Source organism: Achromobacter sp. ACRQX (genome assembly GCF_022346505.1).
Lineage (GTDB): Bacteria > Pseudomonadota > Gammaproteobacteria > Burkholderiales > Burkholderiaceae_B > Achromobacter > Achromobacter animicus.
Genome location: NZ_JAKRML010000009.1, coordinates 1 through 22,145 on the forward strand (window position 1 = coordinate 1; position 22,145 = coordinate 22,145).

A 22,145-nucleotide genomic window follows, 5' to 3' on the forward strand; every position below is an offset into this window, starting at 1 on the left:
TTTTTGCCTCGGGCGGGGTGGGGCGAAGGTCTTGCGGGGCCGCCAAAATCGGCCGCGCGGGCGGCCTTATTTGGCGTTGGGGTGTCTTGCGTCGTGGTGATGACGCTGCGCGCTGGTGGCGGGGGGGGTGTCGTTAGACGCCTGAGCGCGCCCGCGCCGCCGTCAGGTGTCTGACATCCCTACGAGATGGGCGTGATATTGCAGCCGGCCTGCCTGGGTGTCTGACACCCATCGAAGCGCCAGCGTCGCTTCAAGCCTTTGAATCAGCGCTTTTCCAGCGCCAACCTTAACCCGAACGCAATAAACACCGCCCCGGTCACACGGTCCAGGCCGCAAGTGACTGAGGGGCGGGAAAGCCAGCGCGCCAGAGGCCGGGTGGCGGCTACCAGAAGGACGAACCACAGCATGCCGACGATCGCGTGGACCGTGGCGAGCAGCAGGCTGAAGCGAAGGACGTCGGCGCCAGCGGGGATGAATTGCGGCAGGAACGTGATGTAGAACACACCGACCTTGGGGTTCAGCGCGTTGGTAAGGCAGCCGCGCACGAACCAGCCGGTGGCGGATGTGCTGGGGCGGGCGGGGGTGGCCAGGATGCCGGAGGGCGACGCCGTCGCGGTCTTTCGGCGGGAACGCGTGCTCCACAGCAGCTTGACGCCCAGATAGAACAGGTAGATCGCAGCGCAGATGCGCAAGGTGTCGTAAGCCAACGTGGACACGGCCAGCAGCGAGCCGAGGCCGAATGCCGCGATGGCGCCCCATAGCAGGCAGCCGGCGCTGATGCCCAATCCGGCCATGAGCGCGCGGCGGCTGCCTTCGACGGCGGCGGTGCGCAGCACCAGGGCGTTGTCCAGGCCGGGGGTGATGGTCAGGATGGCGGCGGCCAGGGTGAAGGCTAGGAGGGCGGCTGTGGCGGTCATGGCGGGCGGGTCTTGAGGGCGTTGCCGGCTGGGGTTGCGGGCGCCCGGCAAGTGTAACGCCGGTCGCGGCGCCTGACTGCGATGAGGTCGGGGGGATGCCGACTCGGCACAGCCGCCTTGACGCCCGCACCGCCCGGTTATCATGGCGGCCTTCCTGCAATTCGCTTTTGAACGGACTTACGCCATGGCCCTGCGCGCCACCATCTACAAGGCCGACCTGAACGTCGCCGATACCGATCGCCACTATTACGGCAGCCACGGGCTTACCGTGGCGCGTCATCCGTCCGAGACGGACGAGCGCATGATGGTGCGGCTCTTGGCGTTTGCGATGCACGCGCAGGAGGAACTGGCGTTCACGAAGGGGCTGAGCGATACCGACGAGCCGGATCTTTGGGTGAAGGATCTGACCGGGGAGATCAAGCTGTGGATCGAAGTGGGCCAGCCTGAAGAGCGCCGGATTCTGCGTGCCTGTGGCCGCGCCGATGAGGTGATCGTGTATTGCTATGGCGGGTCGGCCAGCAAGATCTGGTGGGACGGGGTGCGCAATAAGCTGGAGCGCACGCGCAATCTGAAGGTGGTGAATCTGCCTTCGGAGCAGTCGAAGGCGTTGGGCAAGCTGGCCGAGCGCACGATGCAGCTGAACGCCAATATCTCGGACGGCGTGGTGTATTTCTCGGCGGAAAAGGGCGAAGTGACCATCGAGCCGGAAGCTTGGCGCTGAAAACGGGGCCGGGGCTTGCAAGCTGGAATATTGCGAGCGTAATATGACGATCATCATATTTCGGTGTTGCGATCATGTCCGCCTCCCGCAAGGAACAATCCCACGAACGCATTGTTGATGCAGCGGCCCGCGCAATCCGGCGCGCGGGGTATTCGGGGGTGGGCGTCGCGGACGTCATGAAAGAAGCCGGGCTGACGCACGGCGGCTTCTATGCGCATTTCCCGTCGCGCGACGCGTTGCTGGCGGCGGCGATGGAGCGTGCGGGGCAGGATGGCGCGGCGCGGTTGTCTCAGAGCATGGCGCGGCGCCGCGCCGAGGGCGCCAGTCCGTTGCGCGCCTGGGTGGAAGCCTATCTCAGTGATGCGCATCTGACCGGCTGCGAACGGGGGTGCCCGGTGGCGGCGTTGGCGTCAGAGATTCCCCGCCAGTCGGACGACGTGCGCGAGGCGGCCGCCGGCCGGGTGCAGCGGTTGCTGGAAGCGGTGCAACAGGTGCTGCCGGCTCAGGCGGGTGAACACGCGGCGGCGGCGGTGCTCAGCACGTTGGTGGGCGCATTGCAGCTGGCCCGGGCGTTGGGCGATAACCCGAGCGGACGCGCAGTCCTGGCGTCTGCCCGCCACGCCGTTCTGGCGCAGTACGACCACGAGGGCGCCGCAGTCTCCCACTGAATGATTTTTCTGGCCGCGTTGCGCGGCCATTTTGCTGTCCTTAAATATGATGGTCATCATATTTAGTCGTGCCGACGCTGGCTCATACCCACACATCACTTTTAGGAATACCGATCATGGAACTCAAGAACGCCGTTGTTTTCATCACCGGGGCCAATCGCGGCCTGGGTCTGACTTTTGCCCGCGAGGCGCTGGCCCGCGGGGCCCGCAAGGTGTACGCCGCCGCGCGTGATCCGTCTTCGATCACGCTGGAAGGCGTGGTGCCGGTCAAGCTGGACGTGACGCGCGCGCAAGACGTGGCGGCTGCTGCGGAGTTGGCGAAGGACGTGACGCTGGTGATCAACAACGCGGGTATCGCGGACTTTGGCGGATTTCTGACGCAGGGCAGCGTGGAGTCGGCACGCCGGCATCTGGACGTGAATCTGTTTGGGCCGATGCTGGTGTCGCAGGTGTTTGCTCCGGCGCTGGCCGCGAATGGCGGCGGGGCGATCCTGAATGTCCTGTCGATCGCGAGCTGGGTGAACAACCCGGTGCTGGGGGTGTACGGGATGAGCAAGTCCGCAGCCTGGGCGCTGACGAACGGGCTGCGCCAAGAGCTGCGGGGCCAGAACACGCAGGTGCTTGGACTGCACATGGGGTTCGTGGACACCGACCTGACCAAGGGCATCGATGCCCCCAAGTCCACGCCGCAGGCCATCGTGAGCCAGGCGTTTGATGCGCTGGAAGCCGGCGAGCAGGAAGTGCTGGCCGACGAGCGGACCCGCCAGGTCAAGCAGGGGCTGACCGCCACCCCGGCGGTCTATCTGTAAGCGCGAGGGCCAGGCCGACATGCGTAACAACTCCACATCAGCCGGCGCTTCCGAAGCAGGCTCGGGCGCCGCATTGGGCGGTGCAGCCTTGCGAGCTGACGCCGTTAACGCCGGCGCGGCTGCCGCAACCGGCCCCGTCCCGGCGACCGCGTCCGGCCACGCCGCAACCGGCCCCGGCCCGGCGGCCGCGCCCGGGCACGCCGCCAGCGCCCCGCACGCATCCCCCTGGCCCATTTTCTGGATCGCCAGCATCGCCGTCTTCCTGGTGTCGCTGGACAGCACGATGCTGTTCGCGGCGTTCGGCGCGCTGCGCGAAGGATTCCCGACGGCCTCAGCCGCGGACATGTCCTGGGTGCTCAATGCCTACACGGTGGTCTTTGCCGCCATGCTGATCCCGTCGGGCGGACTGGCAGACACGCATGGCCGCAAGCGCATGTTCATGGGCGGGGTGCTGCTGTTTCTGGCGGCGTCGGCGGCTTGCGGGCTGGCGGCGACGGAACAGTGGCTGATCGCCGCGCGGGTGCTGCAGGCGGTGGGCGCGGCACTCTTGACGCCGGCGTCGCTGTCGATCGTGTTGGCAGCCTTTCCGGCGTCGAAGCGGTCGGTCGCGGTCAGCCTGTGGGGCGCGGTGGGCGGATTGGCGGCGGCGGTGGGTCCCAGCCTGGGCGCGTTCGTGGTGGATGTGGCGGGTTGGCCATGGGCGTTCTACATCAACCTGCCGCTGGGCGCGGTGTCGCTGTGGTTCGGCGCGGGGATGCTGAAGGAGTCGGTGAAACCGGACGCGCGCCGCCGGGTGGACGGCGTGGGCATGGCGCTGCTGATGGTGGGCGTGGGGGCAGTGGCCCTGGCCATCGTGCAGTCGGAATCGCCGACGTGGCAGCGCAGCGAACTGGCGATCGCGGCGGCGGTGGGCGTGATGGCGCTGATCGCCTTTGTGGCCTGGGCGCGCGTGACGCCGCATCCGCTTGTGGATCTGGCGCTGTTCAAGCACCGGACGTACCGCTACGTGAACCTGGCGACGCTGAGCTTCGGCATTGCCTTTGCCATGATGTTCTTCGCGTTCTTCTTCTACATGACGGGCGTGTGGCATTACAGCCTGCCGCGCGCCGGGCTGGCGGTAACGCCGGGTCCGCTGCTCGTGATGCCGACGGCGATCATCACCGGCCGGCTGGCGGCGCGGATGGGGCATCGGCCCTTTCTGGTGGGCGGCGCGCTGGTGTACGCGGCAAGCGGGCTGTGGTTTCTTCTGGTGCCGGGCGCGGAGCCCGCCTATCTGACTGAATGGCTGCCCGGTCTGCTGCTGAGCGGCATCGGCGTGGGCATGGTGCTGCCGTCGCTGTCGGGGGCGGCGGTGAACCGGCTGCCGGCGCAGCATTACGCGGTGGGCAGCGCGGTGAACCAGGCGACGCGCCAGGTGGGCGGCGTGCTGGGCGTGGCGATCACGGTGCTGCTGCTGGGGCACGGCGTCGCCAGTCACGCGGATTTCTCGCCGATCTACACCGCGCACGTGGGGCTGGCGCTGTTGACGGCGCTGCTGTGCCTGCCGGTGGATACCCGGCCCAGGACCGCGTAACACGCGATGGAGCCAGGCAGGCGCGGCCAGCGTTCCGTGACGGACGCTCCGCGCCTGCGGTTTACAGGCAGGCGTCCCGCGACACGTTCGCGGGGTCCGTGCATGCCCGCCACGTCGCGGCCGGCACGGCCGGCACCAGGACCAGCCGGCTCATCGGGTCGGTGTACCAGAGAATCCGCCCGGGCTCGTCCTGCATGGCCTTCCAGACCTTTTGCTGCGCGGCGGGATCGAGCGCACATTGACCCCGGTCGCCGGTCACGCCCTCGGCCAGCACCGTCTGGCTGCCTGGATCCCAAGACACCATGTCATCGTCGTCCAAAGCGATGTCTTCCTGAAGGCGCACGATGCGCCATGCACTGCCGGCCACGTCGGTCGACAACCGCGACAGCGCGTCGCGCTCGATCACGTGCAGACGGTCCCGCAGGGCCACGGGTTCCGCATACGCCCCGGGATCGTCGTGGCCATCCGGCGACGTGAATGGAGACTGCCGCCGCACATAGCGCGCGGCGGGCCGGCCTTGTTCATCGTAGGTTTGCACCGCGACGGATTCGTTGGCGGCGGCGTCGATGACACGCAGCAGCCTGCCGGCTGCATCGCGCACGTAGCGCCGCCCGGGGGCCGCGTCCAACGCCTCGTTGCAGGGCCCGGCGATAAATGCCTGCAGCGCGCCGTGCGCATCGCGCCGCAGGCAGACCTGGCCGACGAGCGTGTAGGCCGCGCCCTGCGTGCGCGTGTACTCGGCCACGCGCAACAGGGACCCGTCAGCGCCGTACTCGAACGCATGGCCGCCGGATACCGTCGGCGTCCCCAAAGCCCGCGGGTCCAGGTGCTGGACCCGGCAAAGCCGGCCGTCGGCGTCGAAAAGCAGTTGCGCGTGGGCCGCACCCTCGCCGTCGCCCACGCGATAGGCGGTCCAGTCCACCTTGTCCATCCAGGTGCGCGGGTGCGGATCGCCGGAAGCGGTCAGCCAGACCGGTTGCGGCTGCGTGGCGACGCGTTCGCCCTGGCGGCCCAGCAGGACGCGCGATTGCGTCACATCGACGGAAACGCGAACCGCGGTCAAAGCGCCGGACACGGAAAACGCCGCGTCCGCAGGACCGCAGGCCGCCAGGGCCGGGCCGGCGTGCATGACCGAGGCCGAGGCCAACGTAGCGCCAAATGCGATGCGGCCAAGACGATCACGCATATTGCAGCGCGTCCATGAACGTCACGAGATCCCAGAATTCCTTGGATACGCCGCCCAGGCGTAGTTTTCCATCGCGTTCCTCGAACAGCAGGAACGGATACGCGTTGCGGGCGAAAACGCCCGGTGCCGGCAGCCGGTAGGGCTTGAAGACCTCGGGGTCGTTGAAGTAGCGTTCCAGACGCCCGCCACCGTCCACATGTACGTACCGTACGCGTAGCGCAGGGTGCTGAAACGCCGGTTGCGTTTCGGGATAGATCCCGCCGTCGCCCGCCACGACGGCGTCGGACAGCGCGGCCAGGAAGACGCGCCGGATGCCCATGAAATGGATTTCGCCGGATCTCCCGCCCGGCTGGGCTGCCGCCAGTTTTTCCAGCAACGCCGCGGCGCGCGAGCCGGGCACGACCGTTCCGGCAAACAGGGCGTCGATGTCCCCCGGCTGCCCACCGGCCGATGGCCGCAGCCGGCGCAGATCTTCCCGGAAATCGCTCAGCCATTGCTGGTAGCGCACGTTTTCCGCGTGGCGTTCGAAGGGCTGCGCAGCCGCGATGGCGGACTGGAAAGCCATCAGCGCCGCTGCGGCGGCAAGCCATAGCGGATACGTCAGCGCGGCCTTCCAGCGAGGCCGCCAGCACGGCAACGTTACGGAAATAAGGGGTCTCATAGGCCCGCGATCATATCTGCCGAAATGATGCATTTTTGGTGCGAACCGTGACAGAATGTCAGCCACGTTGCGCCAGGCTGTACCGATGAATGTCGTATTGATCAGGTTCTGACATGCCCGCTACCGGTGATGTGTCCCCAACCCCATCGCCGGTCGATGCCGCCGGCGTCGCGCAGCGCGATCCGGACGGCCCGCTGGACAAGCTGGCGCGCCTGGCCTGCCGCATGTTTGACGTGGATTTGGCCGCCATTGTTTGCACCGATGCGGATGGCGTGTGGCAGGCGGCAGCCGGCCCGGCCTGCGCCGGTGCCCGAAGTTCGTGGTCGTTCGAACTTCCGGTGCGCGCCGCAGATGGGCGCCTCCTCGGCGTCTTCCGTCTCGGGCACGGGCAGGCGCGCGAATTCTCAGATGAAGACCGCAAGGCTTTGCAGGACCTCGCCAGCCTGGCGGCCACGGCCGTCGAAAAGCGCCACGCGCTGGCGTGCGAACGCGCCGACGAAGACACCTGGCGCGATGAGGCCCGCAAGCTGTCGCTGGCTATCGCGGGCAGCGGTACGGGGGTGTGGGACCGCAATGTGGTGACCGGGGAGATCACTTATTCGCCCGGCTGGAAGGCTTTGCTGGGCTATGGCGAATCCGAACTCACCACACGCATCGAGGACGCCTATACCCGCTTGCACCCGGACGACCTGGTCTATGTGCGGGCCGCGATGCAGGATCACTTCGACGGCAAGACCGACAGCTACGAAGTCGAACACCGCATCCGGTGCAAGGATGGCAGCTACAAATGGATCTGCAGCCGCGGCAAGGTGGTCAGCCGCGACGAATCGGGCAGGGCGCTGCGCATGATGGGCACCACGACCGACATCAGCGCCGTGCGCGCCATGTCCGAAAGGCTCCAGCGCACGGCAGACCTAGTCGTCAACCTGACCGACGCGGTGCCCGGTCTGGTCTTTCAATGCCGGCCATTGCCCGAGGGCGGATCACGTTTCTCGTACGTCAGCGCGGGCATCTGGGACATGTTCGAACTCACCGCAGACGACGTGCGGGCCAGCACGACCGCAGTCGAACAGCGGATCCATCCGGAAGACTTGCCTGTCTACCGCGCATCCCTGCAGGCCGCGGCGGCGGCGCGATCCCCCTGGCATGTGGAGTTCCGCGTGTGCCTGCCGCTGCAGGGCGTGCGCTGGCGGCAGGGCGACGCGAGTCCTAGGCGGGACGCAGACAGCGGCGTGGTCTGGCACGGCTTCGTCACCGACATCACCGACCGCAAGCGGGCCGAGCTCGAACTGCGCGAGCTGGCCGCGACCGACGCGCTGACAACCCTGCCCAACCGCCGCCATTTCATGTCGCGCATCGCCGCGGAGCTGGCGCGGATCAAGGGTCACGGCGGGCTGGGATCGGCCGTACTGATGTGCGACCTGGATCATTTCAAGCACATCAACGACACCTGGGGCCACGCCATCGGCGATGGTGTGCTGCAGCATTTTGCGAGCATGCTGCGCACGCAGTTGCGCGAGATCGACCTGGTGGGGCGCATCGGCGGAGAAGAATTCGCCGTTATGCTGCCCGATACCGACATCGAACGCGCCCGCGTCTTTGCCCGCAACGTGCAGCGCCGCATCGCCGATACGCCCTATCTGTCGGAAGGGCGGCACATTCCGCTGACCGTCAGCATCGGTATTTCCGCCCTCCACACCAAGGACGACGACGCCGAGCTGGCGCTCAGCCGCAGCGACCGCGCGCTGTATTACGCCAAGCAGCGGGGACGCAATCGGATCGAGTCGGTGTTTTCCCGATAGAACAACCCGTCCAGCCATTTGTTCCATTGACCGTACATTAGGACACCCCTAGAGTTCCCGTCATGGGAACCTCATTACCACTTCCGAAGTACCACCAGATCTATCTCGTCCTGCGCGAGCAATTGCAGGAGGGGCGGTTCGATCAGGATGGCGTGCCCGGAGAGCATGCGCTGGCGGACCAGTTCGACGTGGCGCGCATCACCATCCGCAAGGCAATGGAGATGCTGGTCGCGGACGGGTTGGTGACGCGCCGGCCCGGCCTGGGCACCTGGCCCCTGCGCGGCGCACCCAGCGCCCACGCCGCGGCGGCCCCCAGCGCGCAACAGAAGGCGCACCTGACCGGCCTTCTGGAAAACATCGTCAACATGGGCCTGCGCACGTCCGTGCAGGTGCTGGACAGCACGCTGGTGTTTGCGCCGCCCACGGTGGCCGAGGCGCTGCACATTCCGTCCGGCACGCCCGTGCACAAGAGCCTGCGGGTGCGCAGTACCGACGCGGGGCCGCTGTCCCACATCACCACCTACGTGCCGCAGTCCGTGGCCGATTTCACGCGTGAAGACCTCGAGCGCGAGCCGCTGCTGATGCTGCTGGAAGCGGCCGGCGTGGAGTTCGGCGGCGCCACGCAGACCATTTCCGCACGCCTGGCAGATGCGCAGGTCGCGCGCCATCTGGACGTGTCGGTGGGCTCGGCCTTGCTGGCCGTCACGCGCCTGGTGCGCGATGTCGGCGACCGGCCCGTGCAATTGCTGCAGGGCCTGTACCGGCCCGATCGCTACCAATATCAGTTGCAGCTATCGCGCGTCGGCAGCATCGACGCCAAGGTCTGGGTCAGCGAAGAACTGTCGGCCCAATTCCATTGAACCCTTCGGAGATTCGCCCATGAATTCGCGCCGCACTTTCCTCTACCAATCCGCCGCCGCCGCGGCCCTCGTATCCGCCCCGTGGGTGGCCCGGTCGCAGGGCGCCACGCCCATCAAGGTCGGCGTGCTGCATCCGGTGACCGGTGCGCTGGCGTATTCGGGCCAGCAATGCCGCCTGGGCGCGCTGCTGGCCATCGAGGACATCAACAAGGCGGGCGGCATCAAGTCGCTGGGCGGCGCGCCGCTGCAGGCAGTGCTGGGCGATGCGCAGTCGCGGCCCGAGGCAGGTTCGGCCGAAGTGGAAAAGATGAACGAGGCGGGCGTGTCGGCCATCGTGGGCGCGTATGCCTCGGCGATCTGTCTGGCGACGACGCAGACGGCCGCCAAGTACAACCTGCCGCACGTGGTGGACGTGGGCGTGGCCGACCAGATTGTCGAGCGCGGCCTGAAGAACACGTTCCGTTTCGGACCGGGTTATCGCGCCTGTAGCGAACGCGCCATCCTGGACCTGGCCGCGCTGAACGACGCCGCCGGCAAGCCGGCCAAGACCGTCATGATCGTGCACGAAGACTCGCTGTTCGGCACGGGCACGGCGGCGCTGCTGGCCAAGTCGCTGCCGCAGCACGGTTTCGAGGTCAAAGAGATCGTCAAGCATCCGAACCCGACGCGCGACTTCAACAACATCGTGCTGCGCATGCGGTCGGTGAACCCGGACATCGTGATTCCGGCCAACTACTACAACGAATACGCCTTGCTGCTGCGCGCGATGAAGCAGCAGAAGGTGCAGCCCAAGGCCATCTACTCCGTGCTGGGCGGGGCGGCATCCAGCTACAAGTTCCTGAAGGAATTCCCGGACATCGCCAACGGCATCATCGACTGCAACCACTGGTTCAACCCCAAGGACGCGCGCGTTGCGCCGCTGAAGGCTCGCGTGGAAGAGAAGGGCGCGTACTTCAGCTACGAGGTCTTCATGACCTACACCGCGATGCTGCTGCTGGCCGACGCGCTGGAACGCGCCAAGTCCGCCGACCGCGCCGCGATCATCGAGGCGCTGGCGGCCAGCTCCTTCCAGGACAACCTGATGCCCTACGGCCCAACCAAGTTCGTCAACGGCCAGAACACCGGCGCGCAGCCGCTGCTGACGCAGGTGATCGGGGGCGACATCAAGGTGATCTTCCCGGCCGAATACCGCCAGGCCGACGCCGTGTTTCCGCTGAAGGCCTGACCAGACCCATGCTCGATCCCGCCATCCTCTTTTCCTCGGTGCTGAACGGCCTGACGACGGGCGCGGTCTACGCGCTCATCGCGCTGGGCCTGACCCTGATCTACGGGGTGCTGCACATCATCAACTTCGCCCACGGCGCGGCGCTCATGGTGGCGCTGTACGCCGTCTACCTGCTCAAGGACCGGCTGGGCATCGACCCCTACGCCGCCTTGCCGCTGGTGGTGGCCGGCATGTTCGTGCTGGGCTACGCCTTGCAGCGCCTCGTCATCAATCGCGCGAGCCACGGCAAGGACGAGAACATCCTGCTGGTCACGCTGGGCCTGGCGATCGTGCTGGAGAACCTGGCGCTGGTCTGGTTCAAGTCCGACACGCGCAGCATCGACACGGCGTACACGCTGTCCACGGTAGAGATCGGCCCGGCCATGATTGCGCTGCCCAAGGTCATCGCGTTCTGCGGCGCGCTGGCGGTGGCGGCGGTGCTGTTCTGGATCATCCGCAGCACCGACCTGGGCCGCGCGATCCGCGCCGTCGCCCGGGAAAAGCAGGGCGCCAAGCTCATGGGCATCGACGTTGAAAAGGTCTACGCCCTGTCGTTCGGCATCGGCATGGCGTGCCTGGGCGCGGCGGCGTGTTTCCTCTTGCCCGCGTACTACGTCAATCCGCAGGTGGGCAGCGGTTTCGTGCTGGTCGCCTTCACCATCGTGGTGCTGGGCGGCATGGGCAGTTTCGTGGGGGCGCTGGTGGGCGGACTGCTGATCGGCGTGGTGGAGTCCATCGGAGGCCTGTTCCTGGGCGACTCGCTGGGCCAGATGGGCATCTTCGCGATCTTCATCGCGGTGCTGCTGTTTCGCCCGCAGGGGCTGTTCGGGGCGAGGGGCTGACGATGAAACGGGATCTTTGCGCAATCGCGCTGTTCGGGGTGGTGCTGGTGGCCGTGGCCGCGCTGTCCCAGTCGGGCGTGCTGCTGACGTTCGTGATGATGTCGCTGTACGCGGCCCTGCTGTCGCAGGCCTGGAACATTCTGGGCGGGTATGGCGGTCAGTTGTCGTTCGGCCATGCGCTGTTCTTCGGTGTCGGCGCGTATGCGCAGGCGCTGGGCCAGCTCAACCTGGGCCTGAATCCGTGGCTGGTGCTGCCCGGGGCCATCGCGCTGGGCGCGCTGGTCGGCGTGGCGGTGGGCGGGCTGACGTTCCGTTACGGGCTGAAGGGCTCGTACTTCGCGCTGGTCACGCTGGCATTCGCTGAAGTCTTCCGCATTCTGGCGCTGTCGGCGTCGTTCACGGGCGGCGGCGTGGGACTGATGGTGCCGCTGCAGGAAGGCGTGGCCAACATGCAGTTCGGTTCGCGCCGCGGCTACATCTATCTGCTGCTCGCCTTCGTGCTGCTGGCGCTGCTGGTGACCGCGTGGCTGCGCCATTCGCGCTTCGGGGCCTACTTGCAGGCCGTGCGCGACAACGAGGACGCGGCGCGCGCCATCGGCGTGAACCCGCTGCGCGTGAAGCTGGGCGGCATCGCGCTGTCCGCCGCCTTCATGAGTGTCGCGGGCGCCTTCTATGTGCAGGTTTTCCAATACATCGATCCGGGCATCGCGTTCGGCTCGGCCGTGTCGGTGGAGGCGCTGGTCGGCGCCATCGTCGGGGGCATGGGCACGCTGTGGGGCCCATTGCTGGGCGCGGTGACGCTGCATGCGCTGGCCGACCTGACCCGCAACCTGTTCGGCGAGCTGCCGGGCATCAGCATGGTCATCTACGGCGTGGTGCTGATCCTCATCGTGATGTTCATGCCGCGCGGCATTACCGGCGGCGGTCAGTCGCTGGGCCGCCTGTTCAAAATGAAGGAGCGCGCCCGTGTCTGAGATCCTGCTGCAAGCGCGCAACCTCTCCATCACCTTCGGCGGCCTGAAGGCCGTGCAGGACGTCAGTCTGGACGTGCCGCAGGGTTCGCTCACCGCGCTGGTCGGCCCCAACGGCGCGGGCAAGACCACGCTGTTCGGCCTGCTGTCGGGCTTTCTGAAACCCGGTTCCGGTTCCGTGCACTTTGCCGGGCAGGACATCACGGGCCAGGCGCCGCACGAATCCGCGCGGCTTGGCCTGACCCGCACCTTCCAGATCGTGCAGCCGTTCGGCGCGCAGACGGTGCGCCAGAACATTGCCGTGGGCGCCCACCTGCGTCTGGCGGATCGCGACGAGGCGCTGGCCGCGGCCGAGGCCGTGGCCGCGCGCGTCAACCTGCAGGCCTCGCTGGACAAGCCGGCGGCCGACCTGACGGTGGCCGGACGCAAGCGCCTGGAACTGGCGCGCGCGCTGGCCACCCGGCCGCGCCTCTTGCTGCTGGACGAGGTGCTGGCGGGCCTGAATCCCAGTGAGATCGACGAGATGATTCCGGTGGTGAAGAAACTGGTGGACGATGGCGTCACCGTATTGATGATCGAACACGTGATGCGCGCCGTGATGAGCCTGGCCGAGCACGTGTGGGTGCTGGCGCAGGGCCGGTTGATCGCGGCGGGCACACCCGGCGAGGTCACACGCGATCCCAAGGTGGTCGAGGCCTATCTGGGCCACGGCGCGGCGGCCCGTCTGGCCGCGCAGGGAGCCCCGGCATGAGCGCGCTGCTGGAGGTCAAGGGCCTGCGGGCGGGCTACGGTCGCATGGAGGTGCTGCGCGGCGTGGACCTGGACGTGCAGGCCGGCGAGATCGTGGTGCTGCTGGGCAGCAACGGCGCGGGCAAATCCACGCTGAACAACACGGTATGCGGCCTGTGCAGGCCGTGGGGCGGTACGGTGCGCTTCGAAGGCCAGGATCTGACCGGCCGCCACTACCGGCAGGTGGTGCAGGCCGGCCTGATCCAGGTGCCCGAAGGCCGCCGCGTTTTTCCGAACCTGAGCGTGCGCGAAAACCTGGAGTTGGGCTCCTTCACCCGGGCGCGCGAGCGCCGCGCGCAGAATCTGGACAAGGTTCTCGACATTTTCCCGCGCCTGCGGGAGCGCCTGGACCAGTTGGCCGGCACGATGTCGGGCGGGGAACAACAAATGCTGGCAATCGGCCGCGGCCTCATGGCCGAGCCGCGCCTGTTGATCCTCGACGAACCCTCGCTTGGCCTGTCGCCGCTGATGGTCGAGGAATTGTTCGGCCTCATCAAGCGGTTGCACGGCGACGGACTGGCGATTCTGCTGGTCGAGCAGAACGTGGGTCAGTCCCTGGAAACGGGACAGCGGGCCTATGTGCTGGAAAACGGCGCCGTGCGGTACAGCGGCAGCTGTCCCGACCTGCTGGCCAGCGACGACGTGCGCCGCGCCTATCTGGGGATGTAATCATGGCCCAGCCTCAAACCCTGGCCCAGAAGCTGATCGCCGCCGCCTGCGGGCGTGAGACGGTGGCCGAGGGCGAAATCGTGACCTGTGCGGTTGATCTGGCGATGTTCCACGATTCCAGCGGTCCGCGGCGCTTGAAGCCCATGCTGGAAGAGCTGGGCGCCACGCTGTGGGACCCGTCGCGGATCGTGCTGGTCATTGATCACTACGTGCCGGAATCCGATGACGAATCGCGCCGCATCGTGCGCATTGCACGCGACTGGGCCGCGGAGCAGCAACTGCCCAACGTGTATGACTCCGTCGGCATCTGCCACGTGGTGGTGCCGCAGCACGGACACATCCGGCCCGGCATGTTCTGCGTGGGCGGCGATTCGCATTCGCCCACCGGCGGCGCGTTCGGGGCCTACATGTTCGGCATCGGCAGCACCGAGATGCTGGGCGTGGCGGTCACCGGCCAGATCTGGGTCAAGGTGCCCAAGACCCTGATGATGCATTGGCGCGGCCGGCTGGCCGCCGGCGTCACGGCCAAGGACATGATGCTGCACATGATCGGCCGCTACGGCATGAACGGCGGACGCTACCAGGCGGTGGAGTTCTGCGGCGAGGCCGTTCGCGCGCTGTCCATGCAGGAGCGCATGACGCTGTCGAACATGAGCGCGGAACTGGGTTCGCAAGTGGGGCTCATCGCGCCGGACGAGACCACCGCAGCCTGGCTGCGGGAGGCGGGCGTGACCGAGGAACTGGATCTGGCCCGCTGGCAGAGCGACCGCGACGCCGGTGCCGAGTGGCACGAGTTCGATGCCGCCGCGCTGGCCCCGCAGGTTGCCGCGCCGCACAGCCCGGCCAACGCGCGCGGCGTGGACACCTATAGCGACGTGCCGGTGCAGGTGGCCTACATCGGCGCATGCACCGGCGCCAAGCTGGAAGACCTGCGCGCCGCGGCCACCGTCCTGCGCGGCCGCCGTCTGGCGGACGGCATGCAGCTGATGGTCGCGCCGGCCAGCCGGCAGGACCAGGATCAGGCCGACCGCGAAGGCGTCATGCAGGTGCTGCGCGACGCCGGCGCCCAGGTGTTGGCCACGTCGTGCGGCGCCTGTGCGGGCTATGGCGGGTCCATTCCGGACGGCGCCAGCGTCATCGCCACCACCGCGCGCAATTTCAAGGGGCGCATGGGGTCGGAGACCGCGCAGGTCTACCTCGCCTCGCCCTACACGGTGGCGGCCTCGGCCGTGGCGGGGCGCGTGGCCGACCCCCGGGAGTTCCTGGCATGAATGCAGACACCACGACGCACCGCGTCTGGCGCGTGGGCGCGGACATCGACACCGATGCGCTGGCGCCGGGCGCCTACATGAAATTCGGCATCGACGAAATCGCGCGCCACTGCCTGCAACGCGTCCGGCCGGACTTTGCCGGGCAGGTGCAGCCGGGCGACGTGCTGGTGGCGGGCCCCAACTTCGGCATCGGCTCGTCGCGCGAGCAGGCCGCGGCCGCCCTGGTGCGCCTGGGCGTGGCTGCCGTGATCGCGCCGTCCTTCAACGGGCTGTATTTCCGCAACGCTTTTAACGTCGGGCTGCTGCTGCTGACGTGCAGCCAGGCCGAGACCCTGGCCGAGGGCGAGGGCATCACGTTCGACCCCGTCGCCGGCCGCATCCAACGCCCCGGGGGCACGCCCGCCGAATTGCACTGCGAGACCGTGCCCGGCTTTCTGCTTGACATGGTGCAGGCCGGCGGACTGCTGAATCTGCTGAAACAGCGTCAAACCTCTTAGGAACAACATCATGCTTGACCCCGTTACCCTGGCGGTTCTGAAGGGCCGCCTGGAACAGATCGCCGACGAAATGGACGCGACGCTGTACCGCAGCGCGTTCAACCCCATCATTGCCGAGGCCCATGACGCCTGCCACGGCATGTACGACGCCGCCACCGGCGCCACGCTGATCCAGGGCAAGTCGGGCCTGCCCGTCTTCGTGGGCGCGATGGCGTTCGCGGTGAAGGCGGCGGCCAAGACTGCGGCCGAGCGCGGCGGCATGACGGACGGCGACGTGTGGCTGTTCAACGATCCGTACGAGGGCGGCACGCACGCCAACGACTTCAAGCTGGTCAAGCCGGTGTTTCGCGGCGGCAAGCTGTTCTGCTTTCTGGCGTCCGCGGCCCACTGGCACGACGTGGGCGGCGCAGTGCCCGGCAACTACAACCCGGCCGCCACCGAGTGCTGGCAGGAAGCCGTGCAGATCCCGCCCGTGCGGATCGTGCGCGCCGGCGTGCTGGACCAGGACGTGCTGGCCATCCTGAAGGCGAACACGCGTCTGCCCGACAGCCTGTGGGGCGACCTGAACGGCCAGCTGGCCGCGCTGGAACTGGGTGCGCGCCGTCTGGACGGCCTGCTCGACGAATACGGCGACGCCACGGTGCTGGAGTCCCTGGACACGCTGCGCGAACGCGCGCGCCGCCTGATGCGCGACCACATCGCCCGCCTGCCGGATGGCGAGTATGCGTTTGAGGACATGCTGGACAACGACGGCGTGCGCGACGCGCCGCTGCGCATTGCGCTCAAGCTCACCATCGCCGGCGACCGGCTGGGGCTGGACTTCACCGGCACGTCACCGGCGTGCGCGGGTCCGGTCAATATCTCGCGCGCCACGGCCATCGCGGCCTGCTACGTGGCGCTCAAGCACCTGTTCCCGGACGTGTCGGCCAACGCCGGCGTGCTGGATGCGGTGGACGTAACGCTGCCCGATGGCCTGGTGATCTCGGCCGACCGCCCGCGTCCGGTGGGCGGCTACACCGAAACCATCCTGCGCATGATCGACGTGATCTTCTGCGCCATGGCCCAGGCCGCGCCGGAGCGCGCCATGGCGCAGGCCTACGGCACGATCAATGCGCTGTCGATCGCGGGCTATCGCAGCGACGCCGCCCGCAAGGGTCAGCGCTGGGTCATGTTCAGCTTCTTCGGCGGCGGCCACGGCGGTCATTCGGACGGCGACGGCCTGAGCCACGGCAACGCGCCGATCTCCACCGCCACCATTCCGCCGCTGGAAATCCTGGAAGCCGCGTATCCCGTGCGTTTCACGCAATGGGCGCTGCGGCCGGACTCGGCGGGCGACGGCGCGCACCGGGGCGGCCTGGGCGCCATCTATGAAATCGAATTGCTGGAGGACAGCGCCGAAGCCTTCATCTTTGGCGAACGCGGCCGCAGCGCGCCCAAGGGTATCGCGGGCGGCGGCCAGGCCGCGCTCAACGTCTTCCGCTATCAGCAGGATGGCCAGTGGCTGTCCCCGCCCATGAGTTCGAAGATGCTGGGCATCCGGCTGCAGCGCGGTGACCGCGTGCGCCTGGAAACCCCGGGCGGAGGCGGCTATGGCGAGCCCGCCCGCCGCGATGCAGCGGCGCGCGAGCACGACCGCAAGATGGGCTATGTGAGCGACATTCAGAAGGAGCAGTCGGCATGAGCGCGGCGCAAGGTTTGGTGGTGGGCGTGGACGTGGGCGGCACGTTCACGGATCTGTTCGTGCTGGACGAGGCGGGCGGCAGCGCCCGCGTGGTCAAGGTGCCGTCCACGCGCGGCGAGGAAGCGCGCGGCTTCATGAACGGCATTGCGCGGGTGGCTGACGGCGCCGGCGACATCGCGACCATCGTGCACGGCACCACCGTGGGCACCAATGCGCTGCTCGAGCGCAAGGTCGCGCGCACCGGCATCATCACGACCGAAGGTTTTCGCGACGTGCTGGAAATGCGCCGGCGCGACCGGCCGCAAACATGGGGCCTGCGCGGCAACTATGAACCCGTGGTGCCGCGCGATCTGCGGCTGGAAGTGCGCGAGCGCGTGCTGGCCGATGGCGCGTTGCACACGCCCGTCGATCTGGACCAGGTCGAGGCCGCGGCGCGCGCGCTGCTGGAGGCGGGCTGCGACGCGGTCTGCGTCTTCTTCGTCAATGCCTACGCCAATCCGGTGAATGAGGCCCAGGCCGCGGCTCGCGTGCGGTCCATCTGGCCCAACGGCAACGTCACCGCCGCGACCGAGGTGCTGCCCGAGATCCGCGAATTCGAGCGCTGCTCGACGGCCGTGCTGAACGCGGCGCTGCAGCCCGTGGTGGGCAGCTACCTGACGCGATTGGAATCGGACCTGCAGCAGCACGGCTTCGAAGGCGAGCTGCTGGTGGTGCAGAGCAATGGCGGCGTCATGTCGCGCCAGACGGCGTGCGACGTGCCCGTGCGCACGGCGTTGTCCGGTCCGGCGGCCGGCGTCATCGCCTGCGCGGCCATCGCGCGCGCCGCGGGCTTTCCCAACGTGGTCACGGGCGACATGGGCGGCACCTCGTTCGACGTGTCGCTGGTGGCCGAGGGCGAGGCCTCGCTGTCGGCGCAGACCGCCATCGACTTCGGCATGGTCGTGCGCGCCCCGATGATCCAGATCGAAACCATCGGTGCGGGCGGCGGCTCGATCGCCAGCGTGGACGCTGGTGGCCTGCTGCAGGTGGGCCCCGAGTCCGCGGGCAGCATTCCCGGTCCTGCCTGCTACGGCCGCGGCAACACCCGCCCCACGGTTACCGACGCCAATGTGCTGCTGGGCCGCATCGCCGCGGAACGTCCGCTGGGCGGCGGCCTTCTGGCCAAGATGGACGTCGAGCTGGCGCGCGCCGCCATTGACGAGCACGTCGCGCGCCCGCTGGGCTTGGACGTCCACGCCGCGGCGGAGGCCATCCTGACCGTGGCCAACGCCAAGATGGCGGGCGCGATCCGCGTCGTCTCCATCGAACGCGGCCACGATCCGCGCAAGTTCGCCTACATGCCGTTCGGCGGCGGCGGCGCGCTGCATGTGTGCGCCATGATGAACGAGGTGGACGCCGCCCACGGGATCGTTCCGCGTTATCCGGGCGTGACCTCGGCGCTGGGCTGCGTCATGGCCGACATGCGCCACGACGGCGTCCAGACCCTGAACGTAGCGCTGAACGCGCTGGATGCGGCCGACCTGCTGGCCCGCATCGACGGGCTGGCGGACGCGTGCCAGGCGCGTCTGGATTCGGCGGGCGTGTCCTTCGAGGGCATCCGCGAAAGCATCGAACTGGACATGCTGTATGTAGGCCAGAGCCACACCGTGCGCGTGGAAGTGGGCCGCGCGGACCTCTCCCGCGACGGCATCGCGGCCGCATTCGACCGCGCCTACCAGGCCGCCTTCGGCCGCAGCCTGACCGGCATTCCGGTCCGCATCCTGAATCTGCGCTATGCCCGCATCGGCCAGCGGCCCAAGTTCGATCTGGCCTTGCTGGCGCCGACCAGCACGGCCATGCCCGAGGCACTGGGCACCCAGCGGGTCTTTCACGCCGGGCAATGGCACAACGCCGTGCGCTACGCGCGCCTGGACCTGCCGGTCGGCGCCGAGGTGGCGGGACCCGCCATCCTCGAGCAGCCCGACACCACCATCTGGATCGAGCCCGGCTTCGCGGGCCGGGTCGATTCCCTGGGCAACATGCTCATCGTCCGCACCGCATCGTAGGAGCCCGCCATGCACGCCTTCGATCCCCGCACGACCGCGCTGGTCATCATCGACCTGCAGAACGACTTCCTGGCGCCGGGCGGCGCCTATGACCGCGGCGGCGCGGTCAGCCCGCAGGCCAGAGCCCTGCCGGCGCGCGTGGCGCCCGTGGCCCGCGCGCTGAAAGGGCAGGGCGGCTTCGTGGCCGCCAGCCAGTTCACGCTGTGGCCCGACGCGCACGGCGAGCCCATGATCTCGCCGCATCTCAAGCAATTGCGCCCGTTCCTGCGCCGCGGCGACTTCGTGGCCGGTTCAACAGGGCAGGCCAACGTGGCCGAGCTGGACGGGCTGGTCGACGTGTCGGTCTGGAAGGTCGCGTATTCGGCTTTCTTCAACACGCAGCTGGACTGGGTGCTGCGGCGCGCGGGCATTTCCAGCGTGGTGGTGGCGGGCATCGTCACCAACGGCGGCGTTGCCAGCACGGTGCGCGACGCCCACATGCGCGACTATCACGTGACGGTGCTGGCCGACGGCTGCGCCGCGCCCACGCCTGCGATGCACGAAGCTGCGCTGGCGGATCTGCGCACGGTGGCCGACGTGGTGACGTGCCAGGACGTGCTGGACAGGCTGAAGTCGTGAGTGCGCCAATCGTCAGACGGGGCGTTACGCCCGGCGCAGACGCCATGCACGTGCCGGTCGCCATCATCGGCGCGGGCGCCTGCGGCCTGACCGCCGCGCTGCGCCTGGCCAGCGCCGGGATCGAGACGGTGCTGATCGAACGCGATGCCGTGCCCAGCGGATCCACTGCGCTGTCGTCGGGCTTCATTCCCGCGGCCGGTTCTGCCGTGCAGCGGGCAGCGGGCATCGAGGATGACGCGGCGCGCTTTGCCGCCGACATCCAGGCCAAGGCGCACGGCACGGCCTCACCTGAATTGGTGGCTGCCTACGCCGGCGCGGCCGCCGCGGCCATGGACGGGCTTGCCTCGCATGGCCTGCGTTTCGAAGTGCTGGACGGGTTCCTGTACCCCGGCCACACCGCGCGGCGCATGCACACGCTGCCCGAGCGCACCGGCGCGGCGCTGGTCGCGGCCCTGGAACGCGCCGCCACCGAGGCCGGCGCCTATCTGCTGACCCGCGCGCTGGCGCGCGAGATCTGGACGGACGACGCCGGCCGCGTGACCGCCGTCGGCTGCGAACGCCCGGACGGCTCGGTCGACGTGATCGGCTGCGATGTCCTGCTGCTGGCCTGCAACGGCTTTGGCGGCAACGCCGCGATGGTCGGCGAGTACCTGCCCGCGATGCGCGAGGCCGTCTATGGCGGCCACGTCGGCAACGACGGCAGCGCCATCCAGTGGGGCACGCAACTGGGCGCGCGCCTTGCGGACCTGGGCGGCTACCAGGGCCACGGCTCCTGGGCCACGCCGCAGGGCGCGCTGATTTCCTGGGCGGTGATGATGGACGGCGGCGTGCAGATCAATCGCGAGGGCCGCCGCTTTCACGACGAGACGCACGGTTATTCCGAGGCCGCGGTCCACGTGCTGGCGCAGCCGGATTCGGTGGCCTGGAATGTCTTTGACGACCGCACACTCGCCCTGGCGCGCGGCTTTCCCGACTTCGTGCAGGCCGAGCAAGGCCAGGCATTGAAGACGTGCGGCGACGTGGCGGCGCTGGCCGCGCTGATCGGTTGCGATCCGGACGTGCTGGGCCAGACGCTGGACGCGGTCCGTCCCGGCGCGCCGGACCCGCAGGGACGACGCTTCGAGCGCACGCTGCAGGCGCCGTACCACGCGATCAAGGTGACGGGCGCGCTCTTTCACACACAAGGCGGATTGGACATCGACGCGCAATGCCGCGTCCTGGACAACGCAGGCCGGGCGCTGCCCAACCTGCTGGCTGCGGGCGGGGCCGCCCGTGGCGTATCGGGCAACGACGTGTCGGGCTATCTGTCCGGCAACGGCTTGCTCAGCGCGGTGGCCGGCGGCCATATCGCCGCGGACACCGCGGCGGCGCTGCTCGGGCGCCGCCTGGATTAGGAAACCCCAGATGCAAACACAGAACTTGAAAGCGCAATTGGCGGCCGGCACGGTGCTGGCCCCCGGCGTCTACGACGCTTTGTCGGCGCTGGTGGCCGAGCAGGCGGGCTTTACCGCGCTGTACCTGTCGGGCGCGTCCATCGCCTACACGCGGCTCGGCCGCTCGGACATCGGTCTGACCACCTATACCGAAGTCGAAGACACGCTAGCCCGTATCGCCGAACGCGTGTCGGCCGCGGTGATCGTGGACGCGGACACGGGCTTCGGCAACGCGCTGAACACCCAGCGCACCGTGCGTGGCTTCGAGCGCGCGGGCGCCGCGATGATCCAGCTTGAGGACCAGACCTTTCCCAAGCGCTGCGGCCACCTGGACGGCAAGAGCGTGATTCCCGCCGCTGAGATGTGCGGCAAGCTGCGCGCCGCCGTTGATGCGCGGGTCAACGCATCCACGCTGATCCTGGCGCGCACGGATGCGCTGGCCTCCGAAGGCCTGGACGCGGCGCTGGACCGCGCCGAGGCCTATCTTGAAGCCGGCGCGGACGCGCTTTTCATCGAGGCGCTGCGCACGCCGGAACAGATGCGCGCCGCGTGCGACCGCTTCGCAGCGCGTGTGCCGCTGCTGGCGAACATGGTGGAGGGCGGCAAGACCCCGGTGCAGGACGCGGGCGCGCTCGCCGCAGCGGGATTTCGCATCGTCATCTTCCCGGGCGGCACGGCGCGCGCGGTCGCGCACACGCTGCAGGGCTACTACGGCAGCCTGCGCCAGCACGGCACGACGGGCCCCTGGAAGGACAGGATGCTGGATTTCGATGGATTGAATGACGTGATCGGCACGCCGGAACTGCTGGAGCAGGGGCGGCGGTACGAGGGCTGAACCCGCTGGCTGCGGGGGCAGGGTTCCGGTATG

The 22,145-nt window shown here is 68.5% G+C and carries 21 protein-coding genes; 18 read left to right on the forward strand and 3 right to left on the reverse strand.

Annotated elements, in window-relative coordinates; all coding sequences use genetic code 11:
* Nucleotides 1-263: 263 nt before the first annotated feature.
* Nucleotides 264-917: a LysE family translocator gene (locus MHZ91_RS10350; protein WP_239213535.1), complete on the reverse strand. Its 654-nt coding sequence runs from the start codon at nt 915-917 to the stop codon at nt 264-266.
* A 184-nt stretch (nt 918-1,101) separates the two neighbouring features.
* On the opposite strand from MHZ91_RS10350, the gene MHZ91_RS10355 reads away from it, so the two are divergent.
* The 4 genes from MHZ91_RS10355 to MHZ91_RS10370 all read left to right on the forward strand — a co-directional run bounded on the left by MHZ91_RS10355 (nt 1,102) and on the right by MHZ91_RS10370 (nt 4,688).
* On the forward strand, nt 1,102-1,638 hold the full coding sequence (locus tag MHZ91_RS10355; protein ID WP_056570589.1) for a YaeQ family protein: 537 nt from the start codon (nt 1,102-1,104) through the stop codon (nt 1,636-1,638).
* Between the two features lie 74 nt (nt 1,639-1,712).
* On the forward strand, nt 1,713-2,306 hold the full coding sequence (locus tag MHZ91_RS10360; protein WP_175185166.1) for a TetR/AcrR family transcriptional regulator: 594 nt from the start codon (nt 1,713-1,715) through the stop codon (nt 2,304-2,306).
* Nucleotides 2,307-2,422: 116 nt separating this feature from the next.
* Nucleotides 2,423-3,115: an SDR family oxidoreductase gene (locus MHZ91_RS10365; RefSeq protein ID WP_239213536.1), complete on the forward strand. Its 693-nt coding sequence runs from the start codon at nt 2,423-2,425 to the stop codon at nt 3,113-3,115.
* A gap of 19 nt (nt 3,116-3,134) precedes the next feature.
* Nucleotides 3,135-4,688, forward strand: a complete 1,554-nt coding sequence (locus MHZ91_RS10370) for a DHA2 family efflux MFS transporter permease subunit (RefSeq protein WP_239213537.1) — start codon at nt 3,135-3,137, stop codon at nt 4,686-4,688.
* A gap of 61 nt (nt 4,689-4,749) precedes the next feature.
* Here MHZ91_RS10370 and MHZ91_RS10375 read toward each other — a convergent pair whose 3' ends face one another.
* Together MHZ91_RS10375 and MHZ91_RS10380 are read right to left on the reverse strand one after the other, a co-directional pair.
* A complete protein-coding gene (locus MHZ91_RS10375) occupies nt 4,750-5,874 on the reverse strand; it encodes a hypothetical protein (RefSeq protein WP_239213539.1) in 1,125 nt (374 codons plus the stop codon).
* Nucleotides 5,867-6,535, reverse strand: a complete 669-nt coding sequence (locus tag MHZ91_RS10380; protein ID WP_239213540.1) for a hypothetical protein — start codon at nt 6,533-6,535, stop codon at nt 5,867-5,869. The genes MHZ91_RS10375 and MHZ91_RS10380 overlap by 8 nt, the downstream gene beginning before the upstream one ends.
* A 113-nt stretch (nt 6,536-6,648) precedes the next feature.
* On the opposite strand from MHZ91_RS10380, the gene MHZ91_RS10385 reads away from it, so the two are divergent.
* From MHZ91_RS10385 to MHZ91_RS10450, 14 genes are all read left to right on the forward strand, one after another.
* Nucleotides 6,649-8,337 carry a diguanylate cyclase gene (locus MHZ91_RS10385; protein WP_239213542.1) on the forward strand — a complete coding sequence of 563 codons (1,689 nt, stop codon included), beginning with the start codon at nt 6,649-6,651 and terminating at the stop codon, nt 8,335-8,337.
* Nucleotides 8,338-8,399: 62 nt separating this feature from the next.
* Nucleotides 8,400-9,197: a GntR family transcriptional regulator gene (locus MHZ91_RS10390; RefSeq protein ID WP_175126063.1), complete on the forward strand. Its 798-nt coding sequence runs from the start codon at nt 8,400-8,402 to the stop codon at nt 9,195-9,197.
* 19 nt (nt 9,198-9,216) lie between these two features.
* A complete protein-coding gene (locus MHZ91_RS10395; RefSeq protein WP_239213543.1) occupies nt 9,217-10,422 on the forward strand; it encodes an ABC transporter substrate-binding protein in 1,206 nt (401 codons plus the stop codon).
* 8 nt (nt 10,423-10,430) lie between these two features.
* Nucleotides 10,431-11,303, forward strand: coding sequence for a branched-chain amino acid ABC transporter permease (locus MHZ91_RS10400; RefSeq protein ID WP_175138953.1), 873 nt, complete (start codon nt 10,431-10,433; stop codon nt 11,301-11,303).
* A 2-nt stretch (nt 11,304-11,305) separates the two neighbouring features.
* On the forward strand, nt 11,306-12,277 hold the full coding sequence (locus MHZ91_RS10405; protein ID WP_175126066.1) for a branched-chain amino acid ABC transporter permease: 972 nt from the start codon (nt 11,306-11,308) through the stop codon (nt 12,275-12,277).
* A complete protein-coding gene (locus tag MHZ91_RS10410; protein ID WP_056570099.1) occupies nt 12,270-13,025 on the forward strand; it encodes an ABC transporter ATP-binding protein in 756 nt (251 codons plus the stop codon). Before MHZ91_RS10405 ends, MHZ91_RS10410 begins: the two co-directional genes overlap by 8 nt.
* Nucleotides 13,022-13,732 carry an ABC transporter ATP-binding protein gene (locus MHZ91_RS10415; protein ID WP_175126067.1) on the forward strand — a complete coding sequence of 237 codons (711 nt, stop codon included), beginning with the start codon at nt 13,022-13,024 and terminating at the stop codon, nt 13,730-13,732. The genes MHZ91_RS10410 and MHZ91_RS10415 overlap by 4 nt, the downstream gene beginning before the upstream one ends.
* A gap of 2 nt (nt 13,733-13,734) precedes the next feature.
* Nucleotides 13,735-15,003, forward strand: a complete 1,269-nt coding sequence (locus tag MHZ91_RS10420; protein WP_239213544.1) for a 3-isopropylmalate dehydratase large subunit — start codon at nt 13,735-13,737, stop codon at nt 15,001-15,003.
* Nucleotides 15,000-15,500, forward strand: coding sequence for a 3-isopropylmalate dehydratase (locus tag MHZ91_RS10425; RefSeq protein WP_175138955.1), 501 nt, complete (start codon nt 15,000-15,002; stop codon nt 15,498-15,500). The genes MHZ91_RS10420 and MHZ91_RS10425 overlap by 4 nt, the downstream gene beginning before the upstream one ends.
* 10 nt (nt 15,501-15,510) lie before the next feature.
* Nucleotides 15,511-17,181: a hydantoinase B/oxoprolinase family protein gene (locus MHZ91_RS10430; protein WP_239213545.1), complete on the forward strand. Its 1,671-nt coding sequence runs from the start codon at nt 15,511-15,513 to the stop codon at nt 17,179-17,181.
* Entirely contained in the window at nt 17,178-19,226 is a 2,049-nt protein-coding gene (locus MHZ91_RS10435) for a hydantoinase/oxoprolinase family protein (protein WP_218343509.1), read from the forward strand. The genes MHZ91_RS10430 and MHZ91_RS10435 overlap by 4 nt, the downstream gene beginning before the upstream one ends.
* A gap of 9 nt (nt 19,227-19,235) precedes the next feature.
* On the forward strand, nt 19,236-19,844 hold the full coding sequence (locus tag MHZ91_RS10440) for a cysteine hydrolase family protein (protein WP_175138958.1): 609 nt from the start codon (nt 19,236-19,238) through the stop codon (nt 19,842-19,844).
* Between the two features lie 44 nt (nt 19,845-19,888).
* Nucleotides 19,889-21,238: an FAD-dependent oxidoreductase gene (locus MHZ91_RS10445; protein ID WP_255809359.1), complete on the forward strand. Its 1,350-nt coding sequence runs from the start codon at nt 19,889-19,891 to the stop codon at nt 21,236-21,238.
* Between the two features lie 10 nt (nt 21,239-21,248).
* Complete coding sequence (locus MHZ91_RS10450; RefSeq protein WP_191578151.1) at nt 21,249-22,112, forward strand: oxaloacetate decarboxylase; 864 nt, start codon at nt 21,249-21,251, stop codon at nt 22,110-22,112.
* Nucleotides 22,113-22,145 lie beyond the last annotated feature (33 nt).

Bases quoted from the DNA above. Each gene is read 5' to 3' on its own strand.
- MHZ91_RS10355 (WP_056570589.1), top strand. From the start codon at position 1,102: ATGGCCCTGCGCGCCACCATCTACAAGGCCGACCTGAACGTCGCCGAT.
- MHZ91_RS10385 (WP_239213542.1), top strand. From the start codon at position 6,649: ATGCCCGCTACCGGTGATGTGTCCCCAACCCCATCGCCGGTCGATGCC.
- MHZ91_RS10370 (WP_239213537.1), top strand. From the start codon at position 3,135: ATGCGTAACAACTCCACATCAGCCGGCGCTTCCGAAGCAGGCTCGGGC.
- MHZ91_RS10445 (WP_255809359.1), top strand. From the start codon at position 19,889: ATGCACGTGCCGGTCGCCATCATCGGCGCGGGCGCCTGCGGCCTGACC.
- MHZ91_RS10440 (WP_175138958.1), top strand. From the start codon at position 19,236: ATGCACGCCTTCGATCCCCGCACGACCGCGCTGGTCATCATCGACCTG.
- MHZ91_RS10380 (WP_239213540.1), bottom strand. From the start codon at position 6,535: ATGAGACCCCTTATTTCCGTAACGTTGCCGTGCTGGCGGCCTCGCTGG.
- MHZ91_RS10435 (WP_218343509.1), top strand. From the start codon at position 17,178: ATGAGCGCGGCGCAAGGTTTGGTGGTGGGCGTGGACGTGGGCGGCACG.
- MHZ91_RS10390 (WP_175126063.1), top strand. From the start codon at position 8,400: ATGGGAACCTCATTACCACTTCCGAAGTACCACCAGATCTATCTCGTC.
- MHZ91_RS10425 (WP_175138955.1), top strand. From the start codon at position 15,000: ATGAATGCAGACACCACGACGCACCGCGTCTGGCGCGTGGGCGCGGAC.
- MHZ91_RS10375 (WP_239213539.1), bottom strand. From the start codon at position 5,874: ATGCGTGATCGTCTTGGCCGCATCGCATTTGGCGCTACGTTGGCCTCG.
- MHZ91_RS10400 (WP_175138953.1), top strand. From the start codon at position 10,431: ATGCTCGATCCCGCCATCCTCTTTTCCTCGGTGCTGAACGGCCTGACG.
- MHZ91_RS10360 (WP_175185166.1), top strand. From the start codon at position 1,713: ATGTCCGCCTCCCGCAAGGAACAATCCCACGAACGCATTGTTGATGCA.
- MHZ91_RS10395 (WP_239213543.1), top strand. From the start codon at position 9,217: ATGAATTCGCGCCGCACTTTCCTCTACCAATCCGCCGCCGCCGCGGCC.
- MHZ91_RS10365 (WP_239213536.1), top strand. From the start codon at position 2,423: ATGGAACTCAAGAACGCCGTTGTTTTCATCACCGGGGCCAATCGCGGC.
- MHZ91_RS10450 (WP_191578151.1), top strand. From the start codon at position 21,249: ATGCAAACACAGAACTTGAAAGCGCAATTGGCGGCCGGCACGGTGCTG.
- MHZ91_RS10415 (WP_175126067.1), top strand. From the start codon at position 13,022: ATGAGCGCGCTGCTGGAGGTCAAGGGCCTGCGGGCGGGCTACGGTCGC.
- MHZ91_RS10350 (WP_239213535.1), bottom strand. From the start codon at position 917: ATGACCGCCACAGCCGCCCTCCTAGCCTTCACCCTGGCCGCCGCCATC.
- MHZ91_RS10430 (WP_239213545.1), top strand. From the start codon at position 15,511: ATGCTTGACCCCGTTACCCTGGCGGTTCTGAAGGGCCGCCTGGAACAG.
- MHZ91_RS10405 (WP_175126066.1), top strand. From the start codon at position 11,306: ATGAAACGGGATCTTTGCGCAATCGCGCTGTTCGGGGTGGTGCTGGTG.
- MHZ91_RS10420 (WP_239213544.1), top strand. From the start codon at position 13,735: ATGGCCCAGCCTCAAACCCTGGCCCAGAAGCTGATCGCCGCCGCCTGC.